General features: G+C 68.9%; 20 protein-coding genes and 2 tRNA genes. 15 read left to right on the forward strand and 7 right to left on the reverse strand.

Annotated elements, in window-relative coordinates; translation table 11 throughout:
• Positions 1–25 precede the first annotated feature (25 nt).
• The 4 genes from QNO12_RS07760 to era are packed head-to-tail and all read left to right on the forward strand — an operon-like array spanning position 26 to position 3,817.
• Positions 26–1,054 (forward strand): PhoH family protein, encoded by a 1,029-nt coding sequence (locus tag QNO12_RS07760; RefSeq protein WP_257502232.1) that lies wholly within the window; start codon positions 26–28, stop codon positions 1,052–1,054.
• Positions 1,051–1,518, forward strand: coding sequence for an rRNA maturation RNase YbeY (ybeY, locus tag QNO12_RS07765; protein WP_257502204.1), 468 nt, complete (start codon positions 1,051–1,053; stop codon positions 1,516–1,518). Before QNO12_RS07760 ends, ybeY begins: the two co-directional genes overlap by 4 nt.
• Entirely contained in the window at positions 1,515–2,858 is a 1,344-nt protein-coding gene (locus tag QNO12_RS07770; RefSeq protein ID WP_257502205.1) for a hemolysin family protein, read from the forward strand. The genes ybeY and QNO12_RS07770 overlap by 4 nt, the downstream gene beginning before the upstream one ends.
• Positions 2,858–3,817, forward strand: coding sequence for a GTPase Era (gene era / locus QNO12_RS07775; RefSeq protein WP_257502206.1), 960 nt, complete (start codon positions 2,858–2,860; stop codon positions 3,815–3,817). The genes QNO12_RS07770 and era overlap by 1 nt, the downstream gene beginning before the upstream one ends.
• A 24-nt stretch (positions 3,818–3,841) precedes the next feature.
• On the opposite strand, the gene QNO12_RS07780 is transcribed toward era, so the two are convergent.
• The gene (locus tag QNO12_RS07780; protein WP_257502207.1) at positions 3,842–4,468 is read right to left on the reverse strand and encodes a hypothetical protein; all 627 of its coding nucleotides are present in this window, start codon (positions 4,466–4,468) and stop codon (positions 3,842–3,844) included.
• A 40-nt stretch (positions 4,469–4,508) separates the two neighbouring features.
• Complete coding sequence (locus QNO12_RS07785; RefSeq protein ID WP_257502234.1) at positions 4,509–6,032, reverse strand: S1C family serine protease; 1,524 nt, start codon at positions 6,030–6,032, stop codon at positions 4,509–4,511.
• 287 nt (positions 6,033–6,319) lie between these two features.
• On the opposite strand from QNO12_RS07785, the gene leuA reads away from it, so the two are divergent.
• The gene (gene leuA / locus QNO12_RS07790; protein ID WP_257502208.1) at positions 6,320–8,080 is read left to right on the forward strand and encodes a 2-isopropylmalate synthase; all 1,761 of its coding nucleotides are present in this window, start codon (positions 6,320–6,322) and stop codon (positions 8,078–8,080) included.
• A gap of 26 nt (positions 8,081–8,106) precedes the next feature.
• Here leuA and QNO12_RS07795 read toward each other — a convergent pair whose 3' ends face one another.
• Complete coding sequence (locus tag QNO12_RS07795) at positions 8,107–8,805, reverse strand: trimeric intracellular cation channel family protein (protein WP_257502209.1); 699 nt, start codon at positions 8,803–8,805, stop codon at positions 8,107–8,109.
• A gap of 100 nt (positions 8,806–8,905) precedes the next feature.
• Here QNO12_RS07795 and recO point away from each other — a divergent pair, with 100 nt between their 5' ends.
• Positions 8,906–9,634, forward strand: coding sequence for a DNA repair protein RecO (recO, locus tag QNO12_RS07800; RefSeq protein WP_257502210.1), 729 nt, complete (start codon positions 8,906–8,908; stop codon positions 9,632–9,634).
• Positions 9,631–10,443: an isoprenyl transferase gene (locus QNO12_RS07805; protein ID WP_257502211.1), complete on the forward strand. Its 813-nt coding sequence runs from the start codon at positions 9,631–9,633 to the stop codon at positions 10,441–10,443. Before recO ends, QNO12_RS07805 begins: the two co-directional genes overlap by 4 nt.
• A gap of 7 nt (positions 10,444–10,450) precedes the next feature.
• On the opposite strand, the gene QNO12_RS07810 is transcribed toward QNO12_RS07805, so the two are convergent.
• Together QNO12_RS07810 and QNO12_RS07815 are read right to left on the reverse strand one after the other, a co-directional pair.
• A complete protein-coding gene (locus QNO12_RS07810; protein ID WP_257502212.1) occupies positions 10,451–11,530 on the reverse strand; it encodes a PIG-L family deacetylase in 1,080 nt (359 codons plus the stop codon).
• Positions 11,531–11,637: 107 nt separating this feature from the next.
• Positions 11,638–12,696 carry a PIG-L deacetylase family protein gene (locus tag QNO12_RS07815; RefSeq protein ID WP_257502213.1) on the reverse strand — a complete coding sequence of 353 codons (1,059 nt, stop codon included), beginning with the start codon at positions 12,694–12,696 and terminating at the stop codon, positions 11,638–11,640.
• A 191-nt stretch (positions 12,697–12,887) separates the two neighbouring features.
• Between QNO12_RS07815 and QNO12_RS07820 the strand changes: the two genes are divergently transcribed.
• The gene (locus tag QNO12_RS07820) at positions 12,888–13,562 is read left to right on the forward strand and encodes a DsbA family oxidoreductase (protein ID WP_257502214.1); all 675 of its coding nucleotides are present in this window, start codon (positions 12,888–12,890) and stop codon (positions 13,560–13,562) included.
• A gap of 15 nt (positions 13,563–13,577) precedes the next feature.
• On the opposite strand, the gene QNO12_RS07825 is transcribed toward QNO12_RS07820, so the two are convergent.
• A complete protein-coding gene (locus QNO12_RS07825; protein WP_257502215.1) occupies positions 13,578–14,081 on the reverse strand; it encodes a glutathione peroxidase in 504 nt (167 codons plus the stop codon).
• A 47-nt stretch (positions 14,082–14,128) separates the two neighbouring features.
• Between QNO12_RS07825 and dusB the strand changes: the two genes are divergently transcribed.
• From dusB to QNO12_RS07850, 5 genes are all read left to right on the forward strand, one after another.
• The gene (gene dusB, locus QNO12_RS07830) at positions 14,129–15,304 is read left to right on the forward strand and encodes a tRNA dihydrouridine synthase DusB (RefSeq protein WP_257502216.1); all 1,176 of its coding nucleotides are present in this window, start codon (positions 14,129–14,131) and stop codon (positions 15,302–15,304) included.
• On the forward strand, positions 15,294–16,637 hold the full coding sequence (locus QNO12_RS07835; RefSeq protein WP_257502217.1) for a deoxyguanosinetriphosphate triphosphohydrolase: 1,344 nt from the start codon (positions 15,294–15,296) through the stop codon (positions 16,635–16,637). Before dusB ends, QNO12_RS07835 begins: the two co-directional genes overlap by 11 nt.
• Positions 16,637–18,499, forward strand: a complete 1,863-nt coding sequence (gene dnaG, locus QNO12_RS07840) for a DNA primase (RefSeq protein WP_257502218.1) — start codon at positions 16,637–16,639, stop codon at positions 18,497–18,499. Before QNO12_RS07835 ends, dnaG begins: the two co-directional genes overlap by 1 nt.
• A gap of 64 nt (positions 18,500–18,563) precedes the next feature.
• On the forward strand, positions 18,564–19,352 hold the full coding sequence (locus QNO12_RS07845) for an ATP-binding cassette domain-containing protein (RefSeq protein ID WP_257502219.1): 789 nt from the start codon (positions 18,564–18,566) through the stop codon (positions 19,350–19,352).
• Between the two features lie 61 nt (positions 19,353–19,413).
• Positions 19,414–19,486: transfer RNA gene (locus tag QNO12_RS07850), tRNA-Asn, on the forward strand.
• Between the two features lie 84 nt (positions 19,487–19,570).
• Here QNO12_RS07850 and def read toward each other — a convergent pair.
• Complete coding sequence (gene def, locus QNO12_RS07855; protein ID WP_257502220.1) at positions 19,571–20,137, reverse strand: peptide deformylase; 567 nt, start codon at positions 20,135–20,137, stop codon at positions 19,571–19,573.
• Between the two features lie 42 nt (positions 20,138–20,179).
• Here def and QNO12_RS07860 point away from each other — a divergent pair, with 42 nt between their 5' ends.
• Positions 20,180–21,268, forward strand: a complete 1,089-nt coding sequence (locus tag QNO12_RS07860) for a DMT family transporter (RefSeq protein ID WP_374761024.1) — start codon at positions 20,180–20,182, stop codon at positions 21,266–21,268.
• A 58-nt stretch (positions 21,269–21,326) separates the two neighbouring features.
• A tRNA-Ile gene (locus tag QNO12_RS07865) sits at positions 21,327–21,403 on the forward strand.
• The last annotated feature ends 135 nt before the right edge of the window (positions 21,404–21,538 follow it).

Consider the following 21,538-nt stretch of genomic DNA (forward strand, 5'->3'; position numbering starts at 1 on the left):
ACGTCTGTACGCGGACGGGGTCGCGATGGTGCAGCTCCTGGGACCCCAGGACCGGCTGCTGCGCGTCGTCGAGCGCGAGCACCCCGAGGTGGATGTGCACGTCCGAGGCAACGAGATCACCCTGACCGGGGATGCCGCGGCCGTCGCCGCTGCGCGCGGCCTCGTCGAAGAGCTGCTGGCGATGACCAAAGCCGGTCACTCGCTCGGTCCGACCGATGTGTCCTCCTCCAACCGCATCCTCCAATCCGAAGGCTCCCCGCGCCCTTCCGAAGTGCTCGGCGAAGCGATCCTCTCGTCGCGGGGGCGGACCATCCGGCCCAAGACCCTCGGACAGAAGGCGTACGTCGACGCCATCGAGGAGAGCACGATCGTCTTCGGGATCGGCCCGGCCGGCACCGGAAAGACCTATCTGGCCATGGCCAAGGCGGTGCAGGCGCTGCAGCGCAAGGAGGTCAGCCGGATCATCCTGACCCGCCCCGCGGTCGAAGCCGGCGAGCGGCTCGGCTTCCTGCCCGGCACGCTGAACGACAAGATCGACCCCTACCTGCGGCCGCTGTACGACGCGCTGAACGAGATGATGGATCCCGAGCTGGTGCCCAAGCTGATGGCGAGCGGAACCATCGAAGTCGCACCGCTGGCGTACATGCGCGGCCGGACGCTGAACGATTCGTTCGTGGTCCTGGACGAGGCGCAGAACACCACGCCGGAGCAGATGAAGATGTTCCTGACCCGGCTGGGCTTCGGTACCCGCATGGTCGTGACCGGCGACATCACGCAGATCGATCTCCCGCAGGGCGCGTCCGGTCTGCGACTGGTCACCCGCGTGCTCAGTGAGATCGAGGACATCCACTTCGCGTACCTCACCAGCGAGGATGTGGTGCGCCACAATCTGGTGGGGCGGATCGTCGACGCGTACACCGAGTACGACGAACGCCGACTCGCCACCCGTCGCGAGCGCGACGAGGCCGCCGAGTTCGCCAACCGCGCCGAACGGCGCACCAGCGCGCGACCGGCCGGTCCGCGCGACCACCTTCCGAAGCGGGGCAGATCGTGACGATCGAGATCGGCAACGAATCCGGATTCGCGGTCGATGAGACCGTGCTGCTTCGTCTCATGGAGCACAACCTCGCCGAGCTCCACGTGAGCGCGGATGCCGATGTGGCCATCCTCCTCGTGGACGAGGGCGCGATGGAGGCGCTGCACGTCCAATGGATGGACGAGCCCGGCCCGACCGACGTGCTGAGCTTCCCGATGGACGAGCTGCGCCCAGGGACCGAGGAGATGCCGACCCCGGCGGGGCTCCTGGGCGACATCGTGCTGTGCCCTCAGGTCGCCGAGACGCAGGCGGTCGCGGCCAAGCACTCCACGATGGATGAGCTGATCCTGCTGACCACCCACGGCCTGCTTCACCTGCTCGGGTTCGATCATGCCGAGCCGGAGGACAAACGCGAGATGTTCGGTGTGCAGAACGACCTGATCATGAGCTTCCACGTCGCCGAGCGACGACGGCGCGCATGACCGCAGCACTTCTCCTGCTCGCCGCGATCCTGCTGATCGCGTTCGGCGCTCTGATGGTCGCGATCGATGCGGCCATGAGTGTCACCTCCCGAGCCGATCTGGCCGAGCTGGGCGAGGGCGGCCGCAACGCCGCCGCGCTGCGGAAGATCGCGATCGATCCGGACGCCCACGCCAACGCGGTGGTCTTCATCCGAATCCTGGCCGAGACCGGCGCCGCCGTGCTGGTCACGGTGGCATTCACCATCCTGTTCGAGAACATCTGGTGGGCGATGCTGGCGGCCGTGGTCATCATGACCGGTGTCTCTTTCGTGGTGGTGGGCGCCAGCCCGCGCACCGTCGGGCGCCAGCACGCCAAGGGCCTGCTGCGCGGCGCCGCGCCGGTCATCCGCGGCGTGCGCATCCTCCTCGGCCCGCTCGCGCACGGACTGGTCGCCCTCGGCAATCGCGTCACCCCTGGCGTCGCGCGCGGCTCGTCCTTCGCGTCCGAAGAGCAGCTGCTCAGCATCATCGACGAAGCGGCCGAGAACGAGCTGATCGAGGAGGACGACCGCGAGCTCATCCACTCGGTCTTCGATTTCACCGACACGTTCGTGCGGGCCGTGATGGTGCCCCGCACCGACATGGTGACCGTCGATGCGGCCGCCTCGACGCGGGAGGCGATGACGACCTTCCTGGAGAAGGGCGTCTCGCGCATCCCGATCGTCGATGACGATGCCGACGACGTGGTGGGCGTCCTGTACTTGAAGGATCTCGTGCAATTCGGCTTCCGGGATGAGACCGGCTGGCGGGACGCGCCGATCAGCCGCATCGCGCGTCCGGCCGTCTTCGTCCCGGAGTCGATGAAGGCGGAGACTCTCCTGCAGCAGATGAAGCGCGAAGCGGTGCACGTCTGCCTGGTCGTGGACGAGTACGGCGGCGTGTCCGGTCTGGTCACCCTCGAGGATCTGATCGAGGAGCTCGTCGGAGACATCTCAGATGAGTACGACCCCCGTGCCGATGAGGTCGTGGAACTCGAGCCCGGAAAGTACCGCGTCAGCGCGCGCCTCGGACTGGACCAGGTCGGCGACCTGTTCGGGCTGGAGCTCGAGGATGAGGACGTCGACTCCGTGGGCGGCCTCCTCGGCAAGGCGCTCGGGCAGGTGCCCCAGCCCGGCGTGACGGCCGAGTACGGCGGACTGATTCTGACCGGCGGCGCGTCGCGCGGCCGGGGCCGCGGCCTGGCGTCGGTGTTCGTGGAACGGAGCGCACCGTCGCGCGCCGCCGAAGAAGTCAACGGCGGGCGCCCACCGCGCACCGGCGAGATCGGCGTCGCCAAGAGCGGCGCCAAGAGAGGCGAATGATGCCCAGCGAGCCCGCAGAGTCCTCGGCCGAGCCGGGGTCGGCGCGAACCTCCGAATTCAGGTCGGGGCCGGACTTCCGATCGGGCTTCGTCACCTTCGTCGGACGTCCGAACGTCGGCAAGTCGACCCTGACCAACGCCCTGGTCGGCGAGAAGGTGGCGATCACCAGCGACAAGCCGCAGACGACCCGGCGCGCGATCCGCGGCATCCTGAACCGGCCGGACGGTCAACTCGTGATCGTGGACACGCCCGGCATCCACCGTCCGCGCACCCTGCTGGGTGAGCGGCTGAACCATCTGGTGGAACAGGTCCTGGGCGACGTGGACGTCATCGGCTTCTGCGTGCCCGCCACTGAGAAGGTCGGGCCCGGAGATCGCCGCATCGCGGAATCGCTGGACGGCTACCGCCGCGCGAAGAAGGTCGCGATCGTGACGAAGACGGATGCCGCCAGCCGGGAGCAGATCACCGAGCGCCTGCTCGAGGTCGACGCCCTGCGCGATGACTGGGATGCCGTGATCCCGCTGTCGGCGCTGACCAACGAGCAGCTGGATGTGCTCACGCGCGAGCTGCTCTCGCTGATGCCGACCGGTCCCGCGCTGTACCCGGAGGGAGTCGTCACCGACGAGTCCACCGACGACCGGATCGCGGAGATCATCCGGGAGGCCGCGCTGGAGGGCGTCCGCGACGAGCTTCCGCACTCGATCGCGGTCGTCGTGCAGGACATCGCCAAGCGCGAGGACTCCGACCTGACGGACATCTTCGCCGACATCGTGGTGGAGCGCGACAGTCAGAAGGCGATCATCATCGGGCACAAGGGCTCACGGCTGGCCAGCGTCGGCGCGCGGTCGCGGGCGGGCATCGAGCCGCTCATCGGCTCACGGGTGTACCTGTCGCTGCACGTGCGGGTGGCCAAGGAGTGGCAGCGCGACCCCAAGCAGCTGGGGCGCCTCGGCTTCTGATCCACCGCGGCAGCGCCGGCGGTGTCAGCCCTGCACCGGCCGCAGCGCGGAGCGCACGACGATGACCTCCTCGCCGTACACCGCGTCCGCGACAGCCTGCCGCGTCCCATCGTCCCAGACGACGTCGATCCACAGCCTGCTGTCCGCGACCGACGCGGACAGCAGGTCGCTGCCCAGCAGACCCGGCAGCTCATCCTGGATCGCCTGCAGTTCGGTGGCGATTCCCCTGCCCGGCTCGGCCCCGGTCGGATCCGGACTGGTCATCGGGTCGTAGAGAGCCAGGATTACCGGCGGCTGCGTCACGGTGAACGACTCGCCGTCGTACGTCCCCTGCACCGCGTAGGCGCCCCACCTGGTGTCGCCGGCGGTCTCGTAACCCTCGACGTCCTCCCACGTCCAGCCCGTGACCGGCAGGCCGGCGCACTGCGGCGGATACGATTCCGCGATCGGTCCCAGGCACAGTCTCACCCTCCCGTCCGCGTCGATGACGGTGCCCTGACCGATGACGTCCCCGTCGGGCAGCTCTGGAGACGCGAAAGCTCCCGACCCGGCGGGAGACGAGTCGGACGGTGTCGGGGTGGCGCAGGCCGCCAGCGCGCATATGAGCGCGCCGGCCGTGACGGCGAGGGCGAGACGACGAATGCGGGTCATGTCTTCACAGTGTCGGCATGACCCGCATCGTCTCACCTGATCAGAGCGAGGCCTGGAACGTCGCCAGGATCTCGGGGAGCGCGGACTGCTTCTCGTAATCGGACGCGAGCTGGACGATCACCACCACGTGGTTGCTCGCCTCGTCCAGCGTCGAGATCACCACGGCCGTCGTCGAGCCGCACTGGAACTCGCTGTAGACACCCGCGTACCAGCCGTCGTCGTACGACTGCGCCGCCGAGACCGAGGTGCAGCTGCCCTGGAAGGTCGCCGACATCGTGTCGAGCATGGTCTGCGCGGACTGGCCGGTGCCCTGAGAGGCGACCAGCTGCATGCCCGGTGCGGTGTAGCCGGACCAGAACGCCGCCAGGTCGGGCGCCGCCGACAACGAATTCCACTGCGTGCCGTCCTCGGCCGAGAAGCCCTCGCCGTCGATCTGCGACCAGTCACTCGGCACCGAGACGCTCAGGACGCGCGAGTCGTCGGTCACGGTGGTGAACCCGCCGGTGTCGGCCGCCGTGCCGCCGAAGACGTTCGAGGCGGTGACCGTCACCTCCTTGCCGTTGACCTGGCCGTCCAGCAGCTGGTCGGTGGCGGGGCGGTAGATCTGCAGGTCGATCGTCGCGTCCGAGCCCTGCGTGCGCAACACCTGGCAGTAGTCGGCGAGGGTGCCGTCCACGCCGACGCTCACGCCGGCGAGCTTGTACACCAGGTCGCCGGGCTCGACGCCGGCGCGGTCGGCCGGGCCGCCGGCATCCACCGACGACACCCAGATGCCGGCGATCGAGCCGTCCTCGCTGACCCAGCCCTTGGCGTTGATGCCGAGCGAGTCGACCGCCTCACCGGCCGCGAGCGACTCGATGGCCGCCTGCGCCTCATCGCGGTGGATGGCGAAGTTGTAGTCCAGGCTGTCGTCGCCGGCGTAGTTGACGCCGACCAGGCGCCCCTCCTCATCGACGAGCGGGCCGCCCGAGTTGCCGCCGCGGATCCGCGCGTCGTGCTCGATGACGTGGTCGAGGGACGCCCACTGCGTGTCGAGCGGGAAGTCCTGCTTGGACACGATGCCGCGGGTCAGCGTGTACTCCTCGGCGACGCCCAACGGGTAGCCGGCCGAGTAGACGTCGAGGCCCGTCTCGATGTCGCCGTCGTGCCAGTCGAGGTGCGGGTAGTCGCCGCCGGTGAGCTGCAGCACGGCGAGGTCCAGACACTCCGAGGCGCCGAGCACCTTGGCACGCACCTCCTTCTTCTCGTCTCCGCCGATGTAGACGTTGAGTGTCCCGGCGCCGGTCACGACGTGGTTGTTGGTCATGACGAGGCCGTCCGCGCTGACGATGAACCCGGACCCGATCCAGCGGCCCTCGGCCGGATCCAGCGTGCCGGGGTCGATGAAGGTGCCCTGGCCCTTGATGTAGACGGTCGCGGACTGCAGGTCATCGAAGCCCACGGCGGGGGACTTCTCGGGGTCGGCGGCGGCGGGAGTCGCCATGCACGCGGAGAGCGCGAGGCCGCCGGCGGCGACCAGCGCGACCGCAGTCGCGACGCGTCTCTCGGTGTTGGAATGGAACATGGACACGGTTGCCTCCTGGCATAGGTAGGGAAGGAAGTCACCGGCCGGACCGGGAGGCGCGGCTGTTCGAGCCGTGCGCCGGGCGGCGGCATTTGATGACTCAGAGCCCGCTTCCGGAGGCTCTGATACATGCCCCTTCGCAACCTGCTCTCGCGGCGGTGTATCGTTGAGGAATGCGCTTCGGCCGGCTCCTTCTTAGCCGCCGCGACGAGTCCTCGATCTAGGGCCCTCCTCGTCGCGGAGCTTGGTGTTGGCCCCCCTCATCTGACGAGAGAGCAAGCGACGACATGGACAACAACCAGAAGCCTTCCGGCATGCCGATCCACAAGTACCGGCCCTACCACGAGCAGATCGCGGTGCACCTGCCCGACCGCACGTGGCCTGGCGCCCGCATCACGACCGCACCGCGCTGGTGCGCGGTCGACCTGCGCGACGGCAACCAGGCGCTCATCGACCCGATGAGCCCCGAGCGCAAGCGGATCATGTTCGATCTTCTGGTGAGCATGGGATACAAGGAGATCGAAGTCGGGTTCCCGTCTGCCAGCCAGACCGACTTCGACTTCGTCCGCCACCTCATCGAAGAGGACGTCATTCCCGATGACGTCACGATCCAGGTGCTGACGCAGGCGCGCGAACACCTGATCGAGCGCACCTACGAGTCGATCGCCGGCGCGAAGCAGGCGATCGTGCACCTCTACAACTCCACCAGCGTTCTGCAGCGCGACGTCGTGTTCCGCACCGACAAGCAGGGTGTCATCGACATCGCGCTGGAGGGCGCGCGCCTGTGTCGGCAGTTCGAGCAGCGCATCCCCGAGACCACGGTGTACTACGAGTACTCGCCCGAGAGCTACACCGGCACCGAGCTCGAATTCGCCGTCGACGTCTGCAACCAGGTCATCGAGATCTTCGAGCCGACGCCTGAGCGGAAGGTCATCGTTAATCTGCCGGCGACCGTCGAGATGGCGACGCCGAACGTGTACGCCGACTCCATCGAGTGGATGAGCCGTCACCTCGCACATCGCGAGAATGTGATCCTCTCCCTGCACCCGCACAACGACCGCGGCACGGCCATCGCCGCCGCCGAGCTGGGCTACATGGCCGGCGCCGACCGCATCGAAGGGTGCCTGTTCGGCAACGGCGAGCGCACCGGCAACGTCGATCTGGTCGCCCTGGGCATCAACATGCTGACGCAGGGCATCGATCCGCAGATCGACTTCAGCGACATCGACCAGGTCAAGCGCACCGCCGAGTACTGCAACCAGCTGCCCGTGCACGAGCGCAGCCCCTGGGCCGGCGACCTGGTCTTCACCGCCTTCAGCGGCTCCCACCAGGACGCGATCAAGAAGGGATTCGAAGCGATGGCCGCACAGGCCGTCGCAGAAGGGGTCTCGGTCGACGAGCTGGAATGGGCCGTTCCGTACCTGCCGATCGACCCGAAGGACCTGGGGCGCTCGTACGAGGCCGTCATCCGGGTGAACTCACAGTCCGGCAAGGGCGGCGTGGCGTATCTGCTCAAGAGCGACCACGCTCTGGACCTGCCGCGCAGACTGCAGATCGAGTTCTCCGGCGTCGTGCAGGCCAAGACGGACGCCGACGGCGGAGAAGTCACCAGCGATCAGATCTGGCGCATCTTCACCGACGAGTACCTGCCGTCCGCCGTGGCCGAAGATCGTTGGGGACGGTTCGAACTGCACTCCACGCGCACGCAGAGCGATCTGGCCGGCGACGTCACCCTGGAGGTCTCGCTGCGCGACGGCGAGGACCGCGTCGAAGCCTCGGGCCACGGAAACGGGCCGATCGCGGCGTTCCTGGAGATCCTGCGCGAACGCGGCTTCGACGTCTCGCTGTACGACTACGTCGAGCACACGCTCAGCGCGGGCGGAGACGCGCAGGCCGCGGCCTACGTCGAGCTGCAGGTCGAAGGCGAGCGCCTCTGGGGCGTCGGCATCGACGGCGACATCTCCACGGCATCGCTGAAGGCGATCGTGTCCTGCGTGAATCGCGCGATCCGCACCCGCGAAGCCTCGGCGCAGCTGGCGAGCGTCTAGCGTCGCAGCCGGCGCGCGTCGGCCGATCAGGCGGAACGGCGACGCTTGATGATCGGCATGGCACCGGTCTCGGAGGCGACTTTGCGGCGGTAGAGCATGCGCTGCTCGGGCAGCGACAGGTCGAACACCACGGCCAGCAACCGGATCACGGCGGTCAGGGACACCCCGGCGGTGGCGGCGATCGCCAGCGGCACCCCGAGGGCCTCCAGACCCGCCAGCAGGAAGCATCCGGTGGCTGCGGCGACGGCGTACAGCGAGCCGACGTGCATGATCGCCACCGGAATCCCCATGAACACGTCACGGAGGATTCCGCCGCCGACGGCGGAGCACACGCCGACGAAGACGGCGGGCACCAGCGGCAGTCCCATCGCCAGGGCCTTGCTGGTCCCGAACGCGCCGAACAGGCCGATCACCACGGCATCCATCCCGACGATGATCCCGTTGAGCTTGCTCAGCGGACCGGCCAGCAGCATTCCAAACAGCGCGGCCGCGATCGCGGTGAGCAGGTACCAGTTGCTCTGCAGCGTGGTCGGCGGCTCGTTCAGCAGCAGGTCGCGGATCAGCCCGCCGCCCATGCCGACTACGATGCCGATGATCGCCACACCCAGCAGATCCAGGCGCTGCTGACCCCGGAATCCCGAGGCGAACAGGGCGCCCTGGATCCCACCGAGCCCCACCGCCAGGAGGTCGGCCCACAGCGGGATCGTGAACACCTGCTCTTTCATGCCTCCATTCTGGGATGATCCCCGCAACAGCCCACACGCCCCGCCGTCAGACCGCGGCTCGGCGCACCGCGGGCAGGGCGGTGGCGACCATAATTGGGGGGTGCCCACCTTCCGCGACGAGGTCGTGATCCTGCGCACCCACAAGCTGGGTGAAGCGGATCGCATCCTGACCATGCTCAGCCGCCGGCACGGCAAGCTCCGTGCCGTGGCCAAGGGGGTGCGACGCACCTCCTCGCGGTTCGGCGCCCGTCTGGAGCCGTTCATGGTGGCCGACGTGCTGCTGTATGAAGGCCGATCGCTGGACATCGTGCAGCAGGCGGAATCCCTCGGCTCGTACGGTGCCGAGATCGCGGTGCATTACGACCGGTACACGTCCGCGAACGCGATGGTGGAAGCGGCCGACCGGCTCAACGAGGCGGAAGCCACTGCGCAGCAGTACCTCCTGCTCGTCGGGGGCCTCCGCGCGCTCGCGCGCGGCGAGCACGTTCCCCGCAGCATCCTGGACTCCTATCTGCTGCGCGCCATGGCGCTCTCCGGATGGGCGCCCGGCCTCGCCGACTGCGCGCGATGCGGCGCAGCCGGCCCGCACGACACCTTCGTCGCGCAGCTCGGCGGGATGGTGTGCCGCGACTGCGCGCCCGTCGGCGCCGCCCGCGTGGATCTGCCCACCGCCGCTCTGCTGGTGGCGCTGATGGAGGGGGAGTGGGCCGTGGTGGACGCGGCATCCGCCCCCACCCGCGGATCGGCGTCCGGTCTGATCGCGGCGTACGCGCAGTGGCACCTGGAGCGCGGCATCCGGTCGCTGCAGCACGTCGAGGCTGCCACGTGAGCCCGAAGCCGTTCACCCATCGCGACGCCGTCCCCTACAAGAGCGTCGACTGGACCGGACTGTATCCGCCGACGTTCCCGCAGGGAAAGGTTCCCGCGCACGTCGCGATCGTCATGGACGGCAACGGCCGGTGGGCGAACCGCCGAGGTCAGACCCGCATCGAAGGGCACCGCGCGGGCGAGGCGGCGCTGCTGGATGTCGTCGCCGGAGCCATTCAGGCCGGGGTGCGACACCTCAGCGTGTACGCCTTCTCGACCGAGAACTGGAGCCGCTCGCCGGAGGAGGTCCGGTTCCTGATGGGATTCAACCGCGATGTCCTGCACCGGCGCAGGGATCAGCTGAACGAATGGGGCGTGCGGGTGCGCTGGTCGGGGCGCAAACCCCGGCTGTGGGGATCGGTCATCAAGGAACTGCAGTACGCCGAGCGCCTCACCGCGGGCAACGACGTGCTGACCCTCACGATGTGCGTCAACTACGGCGGCCGGGTGGAGATCGTCGACGCGATGCGTTCGATCGGGGAGGACATCGCCGCGGGGCGCCTGCGTCCCTCGGCGGTCACCGAGAAGCTCGTCCAGAAGCGGCTCTACCAGCCCGACATGCCCGACGTGGACCTGTTCGTGCGCTCCAGCGGAGAGCAGCGGACCTCGAACTTCCTGCTCTGGGAGTCCGCCTACGCCGAGTTCGTCTTCCTGGACACACTGTGGCCGGATTTCACCCGCACGGAGCTGTGGAACGCGATCGGTCTGTACGTGAATCGTGATCGCCGTTTCGGCGGAGCCGTGGACACCCCGGAGATCCCCGCGCTCTGAGCAGCGGTCACTGCCACAATTCGGCTTCGGTCCGCGTGTACTCGCGCTGGAGCCAGTCGCCGAACCGGGGAAGCGCGAGGCAGCTCGCGTCGTCATGACACCCGATCACCACCGAGTCCCCGGCCGCGTAGGCGCGGAACGCGGCGATCTTGCTCTCCAGAAGCGGACCGGCCAGGTTCGGCGGGTACTCCACCGTCTGGTACCCCACCGCGTACCTGACCAGGCTCTCCGGCAAACCGGCCGCCTGCCACGCCGCCCGACCCAGGATGCCGGTGATGGCATGGTCGGCGTGATCGCCCTTGGCCCATCGCTGCGCACTTCCGGGAACATGCGTGTGGAGCGTGGTCGGCGCGAACTGTCCGACCAGTTCGCGCAGCGAGTCGACGATCTGACCCCAGCTGAGCTGGTACGCGCCGCCGACGCTGGGGATCGTCAGGATCTTGTCGGCGGCGAGTTTGGCGAGGCTGAGCTCGCCGGTGGCGGGGTAGCCCTGTCCGTAGAGGTTTCCGTCCGGCAGGTGGAAGAAGACGATGGACAGGCGCGGGTCGTCCGCGGGCTGCCACACGGTCGTCTGCGCACCGGTGGACAGCGTCACCGACTGGGCAGCCCACGGGGTGCTCGCGCCGCGCATGACGTCGTAGGCGCGCATGAGGCCGGCTTCCCTGCCGTTCGAGTAGTCGGCTCCGCGGCCGGCATCACCCGAGGTCAGGAACACCGTCCGCACGCAGTTTCCCGCCGCGATGTCGGCGCCGATCACGGTCTGGAGGAAGAGCAGGTCGTCATCGGGGTGAGCCCACACCGACATCGTCGTCGCGGTGCAGGGTGGTGGCGTCGGCACCGCGGTGGGCGGCGCGGTCTCGTCGGGGGAAGGGTCGGGGGAAGGGGAAGAGGAAGGGGAAGAGGAAGGGGAAGAGGGAGGAGGCGGGGGCGCCGCGGCGGCGGTCTGCTCGGGTTCGATTCCGTCGAACCCCGGGACCGCGCCGGTGGTGCAGCCGCCGAGTGCGAGGACGCCGATGACGGCAGCTGCGACCGCGAACGTGCGGATGGACCGCACCCGCAGGGCGACCGTGCGTGTGAACCGGGCCATGGCCACCGTTCCCGAAGCTGCTGTGTGTGCGCATCCCCTCGGGGACGTCTTCGATCATCCCACACGGTTCGTCGGGCCCGGTGTGTGCGGCGCACCGGGGGTGCAGCTCATCCGGCGGGGAACAGCTCAGCATCCGTCGCCAGGTAGCTGCGCTGCAGCCACGCGCCGAAACGGGGCATGGCCAGGCACGCGGCATCCGTCGCGCACGTCACGACGGAGTCCTGCGCGGCGTAGACCCGGAACGCGTCGATCTTGCGGATCAGCGTGTCGCCGGTGACGTTGATCGTGAACGACTCGGAGGGGTAGCCCACGGCGTAGCGGACCTCGCCGGCGGGAAACCCCGCGCGCTGCCATGCCGCGCGGGCGTATATCCCGGTCGCGCCGTGATCGGGGTGGTCTCCCGCGGCGTGCATGGCCGCATCCGCAGGCACATGCGTGAGGAGGTGCGCCGGGTGATAGGCCAGGACCAGCTCTGCGAGCGAGGCGACGAGCGTCTCGGAGGACAGCGGCGGAGCGCCGTAGATCGGGGCGAGCACCGGCAGCACGCCGCTGAGCAGCTTCGGCAGGCTGGCGTAGCCGGTGGAGGCGAACCCGTCGCCGCTGACGTTGCCGTCCGGCAGGCGAAGGAAGGCCACCGTGATGTCGGGGTCATCCTCCGGCGACCACTGGCTCAGCACCGCGCCGGACAGGAGGGTGACGGGGCGCTCCGCCCAGAACCCCTGCTGTCCGCGCATCGTGTTGTACGCGCGCAGGATGCCCAGCTCGCGCCCCTTCGAGTAGTCCGTGCCTCGGCCCGCGTCGGATGCGGTGAGGAAGACGGAGCGGATGCAGTCTCCGCCGGCGATCGCATCCTGGAGGGTGGGATTGCCGAAGATGAGGTCGTCGTCATAGTGCGCCCAGATGGACATCGTGACGGCAGTGGCGCACGCGGTGTCCGCGGGCGAGACCGGCACGGGCGGGGCAGGTGGGGCGGGCGGCGCCGGAGGGGGAGTCGGGGTGGGCGTCACCGACGGAGTCGGCGTCGCGGATGGGCTGGGCGTGAGCGATGGGGTCGGCGATGCGCCGCCGAGCAGCTGTCCCACCTGACCGCTGGCCACGGCCGCGCCGGCAAGACCGAACAGGCCGACGGCGAGTATGCCGATCGACCATCCTAACGTCGCCCCCAAGCGACGTGATCGTCGCGCTGCACTATCAGCGCGACGGGTTCCCCTGACCCGCACGATGCCTCACCGAGTTCTCCGCGCACTCCCCGGGTGGACACGTGCGCCGGGGTCATCATTGCACAAAGTCACACAACTCCCGTTCCGTGGTGCACGATGTCGGGAATTCCCGTTCGACCGGCGTGGTTGCAGGCAAAATGACGGATGCCATAAAGATCGACGTGTGGAGTGACATCGCCTGCCCCTGGTGCTACATCGGGAAGCGAAATCTGGAGAAAGGGCTGGAGCAGGCATCCGGTGACGCGGATGCTCCCGACGTGCAGGTCGAGTTCCACTCGTTCGAGCTCTCGCCGGACACCCCGGTCGATTTCGAGGGCGGCGAAGAGGAGTATCTCTGCCGCCACAAGGGGATCTCGCCGGAGCAGGCTCGCGAGATGCTCGCGCGGGTCACCGGTGTCGCAGAAGACGCCGGACTGGCATACCGCTTCGATCTGCTCAAGCACACCAACACCGTCAAAGCCCACGAGCTGCTGCATTTCGCCAAGGAGCAGGGACGGCAGCACGAGGTGGCCGAGCGGCTGATGTCCGCCTACTTCACCGAGGGACGCCACCTCGGTCGCGACGACGAGCTGGTCTCGCTGGCCACCGACGTCGGACTGGACGCGGACGCAGCGCGTGAGGCGCTGCAGAGCGGACGCTATCTGCCCGCCGTGCGGGCCGACCAGGCGCGGGCGAGCGCGTACGGCATCAACGGCGTGCCGTTCTTCGTCATCGACGGAAAGTACGGCGTCTCCGGAGCTCAGCCCGCAGAGGCATTCGCGCAGATCGTCCGTCAGGTCTGGGACGAACGCCGGGAACCCGTCCAGGCCTGAGCCGGCTCAGCGGGCTCAGCGGGGAAGGTTGGACTCGATCAGCTCGACGATCGCCGGGTCGTCGGGCTTGACCTTCGGCCGGAACCGGTGGATGTCGCCGCCGGGGGTGACCAGGAACTTCTCGAAGTTCCACAGGATCGGGCCTTTGGCGCCCTCGGCGTCGTCCGCCTTCTTCAGCGCCTTGTAGAGCGGGGCTGCCTTGCCGCCGTTGACCTTCACCTTGTCCAGGATGGGGAAGGAGACGCCCCAGGTGGTCGCACAGTACTCGAGGATCTCCTCCATCGAGCCCGGCTCCTGTCCCATGAACTGGTTGCAGGGGAAGCCGAGTACGGTGAACCCGCGGTCCCCGTACGTCCGTTGCAGCTCCTCGAGCTGCTCGTACTGCGGGGCCAATCCGCACTTGGATGCCACGTTCACGATGAGCACCACCTGATCGCCGTAGTCAGCAAGAGTGGCCGTACCGCCATCGGCGGTGTCGAACGGGATGCTGCGCAGATCGGTCTTGGTCGCCTCTGTCATATCCACAGGCTAGCGCGCAGGCCGGTACCCAGCCTCGTTCTGGGAGAATGGACGCTGTGACCACTGCCATCGCTCCCGCATCCGCCCTGCGCATCGGGCCTATCGCGCTGGACGCGCCGGTCGTACTGGCGCCGATGGCCGGCATCACGAACACCGCTTTCCGTCGCCTCTGTCGTGAGTACGGCGCCGGACTGTACGTCTCCGAGATGATCACCTCCCGTGCACTGGTCGAGCGGAACGCCACGACCATGCGCCTGATCACGCACCACGAATCCGAGACGCCGCGGTCCATCCAGCTGTACGGCGTGGACCCCGCCACCGTCGAAGCGGCCGTGCGCGTGCTCGTCTCAGAAGACCGGGCCGACCACATCGACCTGAACTTCGGGTGTCCCGTCCCAAAAGTCACTCGCAAGGGCGGCGGTGCGGCGCTGCCGTGGAAACTCGAGCTCTTCACAGAGATCGTCTCGCGTGCGGCGCGCGCAGCGGGCGAGATCCCCCTGACGATCAAGATGCGCAAGGGCATCGACTCCGACCACCTCACCTTCTTGGATGCCGGCCGGATCGCCGAGGACGCGGGGGTGGCGGCCATCGCGCTGCACGCCCGCACCGCCTCGGAGTTCTACTCCGGAGAGGCGGACTGGAGTGCCATCGCCGCGCTCAAGCAGGCGGTGACCAGCGTGCCGGTTCTGGGCAACGGCGATATCTGGGCGGCGGAGGACGCGGTCCGCATGATGGCCGAGACCGGCTGCGACGGCGTGGTCGTCGGGCGCGGATGCCTGGGTCGCCCGTGGCTGTTCGGCGACCTGGCCCGTGCGCTCGGCGCTCCGGGGATCGCCGCCGGCGATCCGGTGGATGCGACACTCGGGTTCGTCGCGCGCGCCTTCCGCCGGCACGCGGAACTGCTGGTGGAGTTCTTCGAGGACGAGGGACGCGGATGCCGCGACATCCGCAAGCATGTCGCCTGGTATTTCAAGGGCTACCCGGTCGGGGGCGACACCCGTGCGGCACTGGCGACGGCGTCCACGCTGGAGGAGATCGACGCTCTCCTCGCGACGCTCGATCTGGAAGCGCCCTACCCGGGCGCTCCGGCAGAAGGCCAGCGCGGTCGCTCCGGCACCCCGAAACGGCCGGCGCTCCCGGACGGCTGGCTGGATTCGCGAGTCCTCGGGGTCGAGGCATCCTGCACCCTGGCCGAAGCGGAACTGGACACCAGTGGCGGCTGATGGTGCGCTGCGGCTGTCCACCGAGCGCCCCTCAGGCTATGACGACGCGGACGCCGCGCGCTTCTACACCGAGCACCACCGCTCTCGCCGCGACGACTTCGCGCGTGACCGGGCGCGCGTGCTGCATTCGGCCGCACTTCGCCGGCTGGCGGCCAAGACCCAGGTGCTCAGCCCGGCCAGCCCCGCGGATTTCGCCCGCAACCGGCTCACCCACTCGCTCGAGGTCGCCCAGGTGGGCCGGGAGCTGGCCACCGCGCTGCAGCTCTCGCCCGATGTCGTCGACACCGCCTGCCTCAGTCACGACCTCGGCCATCCGCCGTTCGGCCACAACGGCGAACGCGCCCTCAACGACTGGGCTGCAGACTGCGGCGGGTTCGAGGGCAACGCGCAGACGCTGCGCATCCTGACCCGGCTGGAGCCGAAGGTGATCGACCAGGCGGGGCGCAGCCACGGTCTGAACCTGACCCGGGCGAGCCTGGACGCCACCTGCAAGTATCCCTGGACGTCCGAGCACCCGCTGCCCGATCCCGGCGGCAGGCTGAAGTTCGGGGTGTATCCGGACGACGAGGACGTCTTCCGCTGGCTCCGCGCCGACGCCCCCGGGCGTGTGCGCTGCATCGAGGCTGAGGTCATGGACCTCTCCGATGACATCGCCTATTCGGTGCACGACTTCGAGGACGCGATCGTCAACGGCTATCTGGACCCGGCGTTCCTGTCCGCCGGTTCCGAGCACGCCGCGCTGCTGTCTGCGATCCAGTCCTGGGTCGGCTTCGACTTCGCGCGCGACGAGCTCGAAGACGCCCTGTACCGGCTGATGCGCCTGCCCGAGTGGATCGCCTCCTTCGACGGGACGCGGGCGTCCCACGCGCGACTGAAGAACCTCACGTCCGATCTGATCGGCCGATTCGCGCGGGCCGCGACGACGGCGACCCGCGAGGCCCACGCCACCTCTGTGCTGACGCGCTATCGTGCTCACGTCGTCGTGCCGCGGGTGGTGGAGGCCGAGATGGCCGTCCTCAAGGGCATCATCGGGGCGGTGGTCGTATCGATCGAAGGACGCAAGAGCGTGTACAAGGAGCAGCGCCGGGTGCTCAAACGGCTGGCGACGGCGCTCTGGGAGCGACCGGAGGAGCTGGACGCCGTGTACGCCGAGGACTTCCGTGATGCGCAGACCGATGCCGCGCGCCGCCGCGTGGTCGTCGACCAGGTCGCCAGCCTGACCGACCAGCATGCGATCGCATGGCACGGCCGCCTCGTCGGCGAGGTGGACGCCGCATCGCTGGGGGTGTGGGCCCCCCGGGCGTCGCGCCCCGGTCGCGGGGTCGAGAGCTGATGGCCGGGCGGATCCTGCAGGCGGACGTCGACGAGGTCAAGGCGCGGACCAACATCGCGGACATCATCGGCGAACGGGTCGCGCTCAAGCCGGCCGGGATCGGCTCGCTGAAAGGTCTGTGCCCCTTCCACGACGAACGCAGCCCCAGCTTCAACGTGCGCGCCCAGGCGGGCTTCTACCATTGCTTCGGCTGCAACGAGTCCGGTGATGTGTACTCGTTCCTGCGCGCGATGGATCATGTCTCGTTCACCGAAGCGGTGGAACGACTGGCCGGTCGCATCGGCTACACGCTGCGCTACGAGGACGGCGGAGCGGTGCCGGAGACCACCGGTCGCGCGCGGCTGTATGCGGCGAACGCAGCAGCCGCGGAGTACTTCCGAACCCAGTTGTCCACGGCCGAGGCCGACACCGCGCGGCGGTTCCTCGGGGAACGCGGCTTCGACGCGGGAGCAGCGGCCCACTTCGGCGTGGGATACGCCCCGAAAGGGTGGTCCAACCTGCGGGACGCCCTGCACAAGCTCGGGTTCAGCGACGACGAGCTCAGCGCGGCCGGCCTGGTCTCCCAGGGCCAGCGCGGCGTGTACGACCGCTTCCGCGGCCGCGCGGTCTGGCCGATCCGCGACGTGACCAGTCAGGTGATCGGGTTCGGAGCGCGCAAGCTCTACGACGACGACCAGGGACCGAAGTACCTGAACACCCCGGAGTCGCCGATCTACCGCAAATCGCACGTGCTCTACGGTCTGGATCTGGCCAAACGGGACATCTCCCGCGACCACCGCGTCGTCGTCGTGGAGGGTTACACCGACGTGATGGCCTGCCACCTGGCCGGCGTCACCACGGCCATCGCCAGCTGCGGCACCTCCTTCGGCACCGACCACATCACTGTCCTGCGCCGGGTGATGGGGGATGACTCCGCCTCCGGCGAGGTGGTCTTCACATTCGATCCGGACGCCGCAGGGCAGAAGGCCGCGATGCGCGCGTTCGGCGAGGAGAAGCGCTTCGCCGCGCAGACCTACGTCGCAGTCGCGCCCGGTGGCCTGGATCCGTGCGATCTGCGGCTGCAGCGCGGCGACGGAGCGGTGCGGGCACTGATGGACAACAAGGTCCCGATGTTCGAATTCGTCATCGACCAACGACTGGCCGGCTTCGACCTGTCCACCGTGGAAGGGCGTGCCGGCGGCCTGCGCGCCGCGGCTCCGATCGTCGCCGAGATCCGGGACCCGTCCCTTCGTCCCGGCTATGTGCGCGTCCTGGCCCGACGCCTGGGACTGGAGCTGGCTGAGGTGCGCGCCGCGGTGGAGCGGGCCGCACGCGGCGCGTCCCAGCGACCGGGGGAGGGCGCCCCGGCTGCGCCCGCGCGGCAGGAGCCGGGGGAGCCGGAGCCTGCGGTTCGCGTCACGATCGCCTCGCTTCCGCGCAGCGCGGAGGTCGCGCTCGAACGGGACGCCCTCATGGGCATCCTCCAGTTCGGACACCGCCTGGACGCGAGCCTGCTCGATCGCTCCCTCTCACTGCCCTTCCGGCATCCTGCCCTGGAAGCGGTCCGCCAGGCCGTCGCCGCCGCGCCGGACATGAGCCGGCCCGGATGGGCTGCGGATGCCGTGTCCGCCGTGCGCGAGCCCTATCGCTCGCTCGCGGCGGAGCTGCTGACCGCGGACTTCCCCGCGCTCTCGGATGAGGCCGCGACCGTATCGGCCGGGTCGCTGGCACGAAGGCTGGTGGGCCGAGCCGTGGATCGGCAGAAGACGGAGCTGCTGGGTGCCATCCAGCGCGTCGCTCCAGACTCGCAGGAGGGTCGCGTGATCCGGATGCGGCTGCGCGAACTGGATGCCGAGCGCCAGTTGTACGCGTCCGACCAGTAGCACCGTGCAGACAGCGCGGACGGCGTCGCTGGCGCGGAGCCGGGCCGCACGGCAGGATGAACACATGCCACGCCCTCGAGACGCCGACGTCGCGATCCGCACCAATGACCTCTCGATCGCACGGGCGGCGCGCGGGGGGCCCGATCTGCGCGTCATCGACGGTGTCTCGTTCGAGGTCGCCCACGGTGCGACGCTGGCGGTGATGGGCCCGACCGGATCCGGGAAGTCGAGTCTGCTCGCCGTGCTCGCGGGTGCCGACGAGCCGGGACTGGGGGTGGTCGGAGGAAGTGCGCATGTCGAGGGGATCGCCGTGCGGCGACCGGGACGAGCACACCGGACGCTGACCTACCTGACCGGCTACCTGCCGCAGACGGCGGGAGCGCGGCTGCCCGCCCGCATGACGGTCGCCGAAGTGATCGGCGAGCCGATCACCAGCCGGGACCGTCGCGTGAATCAGCGGGCACTGGCTGTGCGGGTGGCGACCCTTCTGGACGAGCTGATGCTCCCGCTCGGCGCGGCGGCGAAATACCCGTACGAGCTGAGCGCAGGGATGCGCCAGCGGGTCGTCTTCGCCCGCGCGCTGGTGCTGCAGCCTCGCACCCTGATCGCGGACGAGCCGTTCTCCAACATGGATGTGGAAGTTCGCCGCGCGGCCAGGGACGCGATTCTGCGGCGTCGGCAGGCCTACGGCATGTCCGCGATCATCGTCACCAACGAAGCCGACGTGGCCCGCGAGCTCGCCGCCGAGGTGCTCGTTCTGCGCGGCGGTCACGCGATCGCGTACGGGCGCGGCGCGGATGATCTGCTCTGGACTCCGAGCGGCGGCGCCGACCGCCGACTCGTCGTGTCATGACGTTCAGAGGATGCTCAACCTTTTGCTAAGCTGATCGAGTTGCCCGCTCCGGTGGGCGTCTTCCTCGGTAGCTCAATTGGCAGAGCAATCGGCTGTTAACCGATAGGTTCTTGGTTCGAGTCCAAGCCGGGGAGCGAGGATCCCGCGTCATCTAACGCGGACCTCACCTGCGACCCGGGCTTCCACCCCGGGTCGCTTCTTTTTCCCGAGGCGCTCCCTCAGGCGTCGATGTCATCGACGCCCGGCGTCCAGGACGCGCCCGGACGGCCCCAGCCCCGCTTGCGGGCGATCTTCTGCACGGTCTTCCAATCGCTGTCGTCCAGCCGGTCGACGTACAGGATGCCGTCGAGGTGGTCGAACTCGTGCTGCATGATGCGGGCCCGCCACCCGTCCACGCGGATCTCGACCGGAGCCCCGTCCAGGTCCAGACCGGTGACCAGAACCCGCTCGGAGCGACGGAGCGGGAACCGCTCGCCCGGGAACGAGAGGCAGCCTTCGGACTCCTCCTCGGGGTCCGGTTGCCCCGGCTCGGGCGGAGTCATCCACAGTTCGGGATTGATGAGCACGCCCCGCCAGGGTGCGCCGGTGTCGTCCTGGTAGCTGTAGGTGTAGATCCGCAACGGCACGCCCACCTGCGGGGCGGCAAGCCCCACCCCGGGGGCGGCATCCATCGTCTCGAACATGTCGGCGACGAGCTGCTTCACCTCGTCGGTGATCTCGCCCACCGCGTCAGCGGGGGCATGGAGTACGGGGTCACCCATGATGCGAATCGGCAGAACGGCCACGCCTTAAGCCTATCGAGCGGCCTTGGCGGTTAGTGTCGAGGGGTGCTGTGGCTGCCCCTGTCGCTCGAAGACGTGACCCAGAACGTGGTCGGCGTCTTCCGCGATCCTGCCATCCTCTTCGGCATTCCCCTTGCGCTGCTGGGCGCGGTCTTCATGTCCTTCGGCGCGCAGTATCAGCACCGCGGTGTGGCGAAGGTGGAGCGCCTGACCGGTTCTTCCGGCAGCCGGGGCTTGACCGGACGGCAGCTGCTGAGCCTGCTGAAACGGCCCTCGTGGGTGGCCGGCACCGTGATGCTGGCTCTTGCCATCCTGTGTCAGCTGGGCGCGCTGGCCCTGGCGCCCTTGATCGTCGTACAGCCTCTCGGCGCTCTTGCGCTGGTGATCACCACGCTGCTGAACTCGCGCGTGAGCGGGCACAAGCCGACGAAGAAGTCGATCCGTGCCATCGTCGCCTGCGTCGGCGGCATCCTCATCTTCGTCACGATCGCCGCGTTCGTGGCCACCGAGCAGAAGGTGACTGATCAGCAGCTGGTCACGATCCTCCTGCTGCTGCTGGTGGTCATCGTCGCGTTCAGCATCCTGTGGATCTGGTTGCGCAAGCGCGCGCAGGCGCTGTTCTACATCGTCGCGTCCGGCGTGATCTACGGGTTCGTCGCGACGCTGGCCAAGGTCGTGATCAAGCGGGTGCAGGCGGGCAACTTCGAGTGGCTCACGCTGCTGTGTCTGATCTCACTGCTGGCGGCGGTCGCTGTCGGCGCGTACTTCGTGCAGACCGCGTATTCGGCCGGTCCGCCCGACCTGGTCATCGCCGGGCTCACCGTGATCGACCCGATGGTCGCCGTTCTGATCGGGCTGATCATCCTGCAGGAGGCGGCCACCGCACCCTGGCCCGCCTTGGTCGGCTTCGGGCTGGCCGGAGCGGTCGCCGTGTACGGGGTGATCTCGCTCGCGCGCAATCATCCGCAGGTGCTCAGCGACAGCCAGGAGCTGCCGATCGAACGCGGCAGCGCGACCGGCGGACGCGACGCGCCCCCGAGCACCGGATCCGTCCGGTTGACGGAGGCGGTCTCCAAGGTGTGGCCGGAGCCGCCGGTGCACGACGACGACGACGATCACCGCCCGGCGCGCTGAGGCCGCGAACGTGTGACGCGTGTCCGTGCGACCGAGGTTCGCTAGGCTCGGTGCTCGAGGGGCGGTGGCCAAGCTGGTCAAGGCAGCGGGCTCATAACCCGACGATCGTGGGTTCAAGTCCCACCCGCCCCACCACGAGCCGCGGAAATCCGCGGCATGAGCGTTCACAGTTGTGGAATGCGGCTCACTGTCGGGAATGCAGCCGTTTCCGGCCATTCTTGCCATTCGGTGCGGCGAAGTGCGCATTCTGCCCGGTCGCCGGACTTTGTA

The organism is Microbacterium sp. zg-B185 (assembly GCF_030246885.1).
GTDB lineage: Bacteria > Actinomycetota > Actinomycetes > Actinomycetales > Microbacteriaceae > Microbacterium.